1 protein-coding gene is annotated in these 250 nt (G+C 60.0%); it reads left to right on the top strand.

Translation table 11 applies throughout. The annotated features are described in order from the left end of the window. A partial coding sequence (locus tag AAEZ10_RS27610; protein WP_350571855.1) for an NYN domain-containing protein occupies window positions 1-250 on the top strand: 250 nt, incomplete at both ends.

Here is a 250-nt window from a genome sequence, read left to right as displayed (position 1 = left end):
ACCTCGCGGTGCTGATCGACGCCGACAACGCGCCCGCCGCCATCGTCGAGGGGCTGTTCGAGGAGATCGCCAAATACGGCGTCGCCAGCGTCAAGCGCATCTACGGCGACTGGACCAAGCCCAACCTCGGCAGCTGGAAAAAGGTGCTGCTCGATTATTCCATCCAACCGATCCAGCAGTTCGCCTATACCTCTGGTAAGAACGCTACCGACAGCTCGCTGATAATCGACGCCATGGACCTCCTCTACAC

Source organism: Pseudomonas sp. H26/SER47-MNA-CIBAN-0231 (assembly GCF_040310465.1).
Lineage (GTDB): Bacteria > Pseudomonadota > Gammaproteobacteria > Pseudomonadales > Pseudomonadaceae > Aquipseudomonas > Aquipseudomonas atacamensis.
Note: the sequence above shows the minus strand (reverse complement) of the source record. Positions and strands in the feature narration are given on the sequence as shown.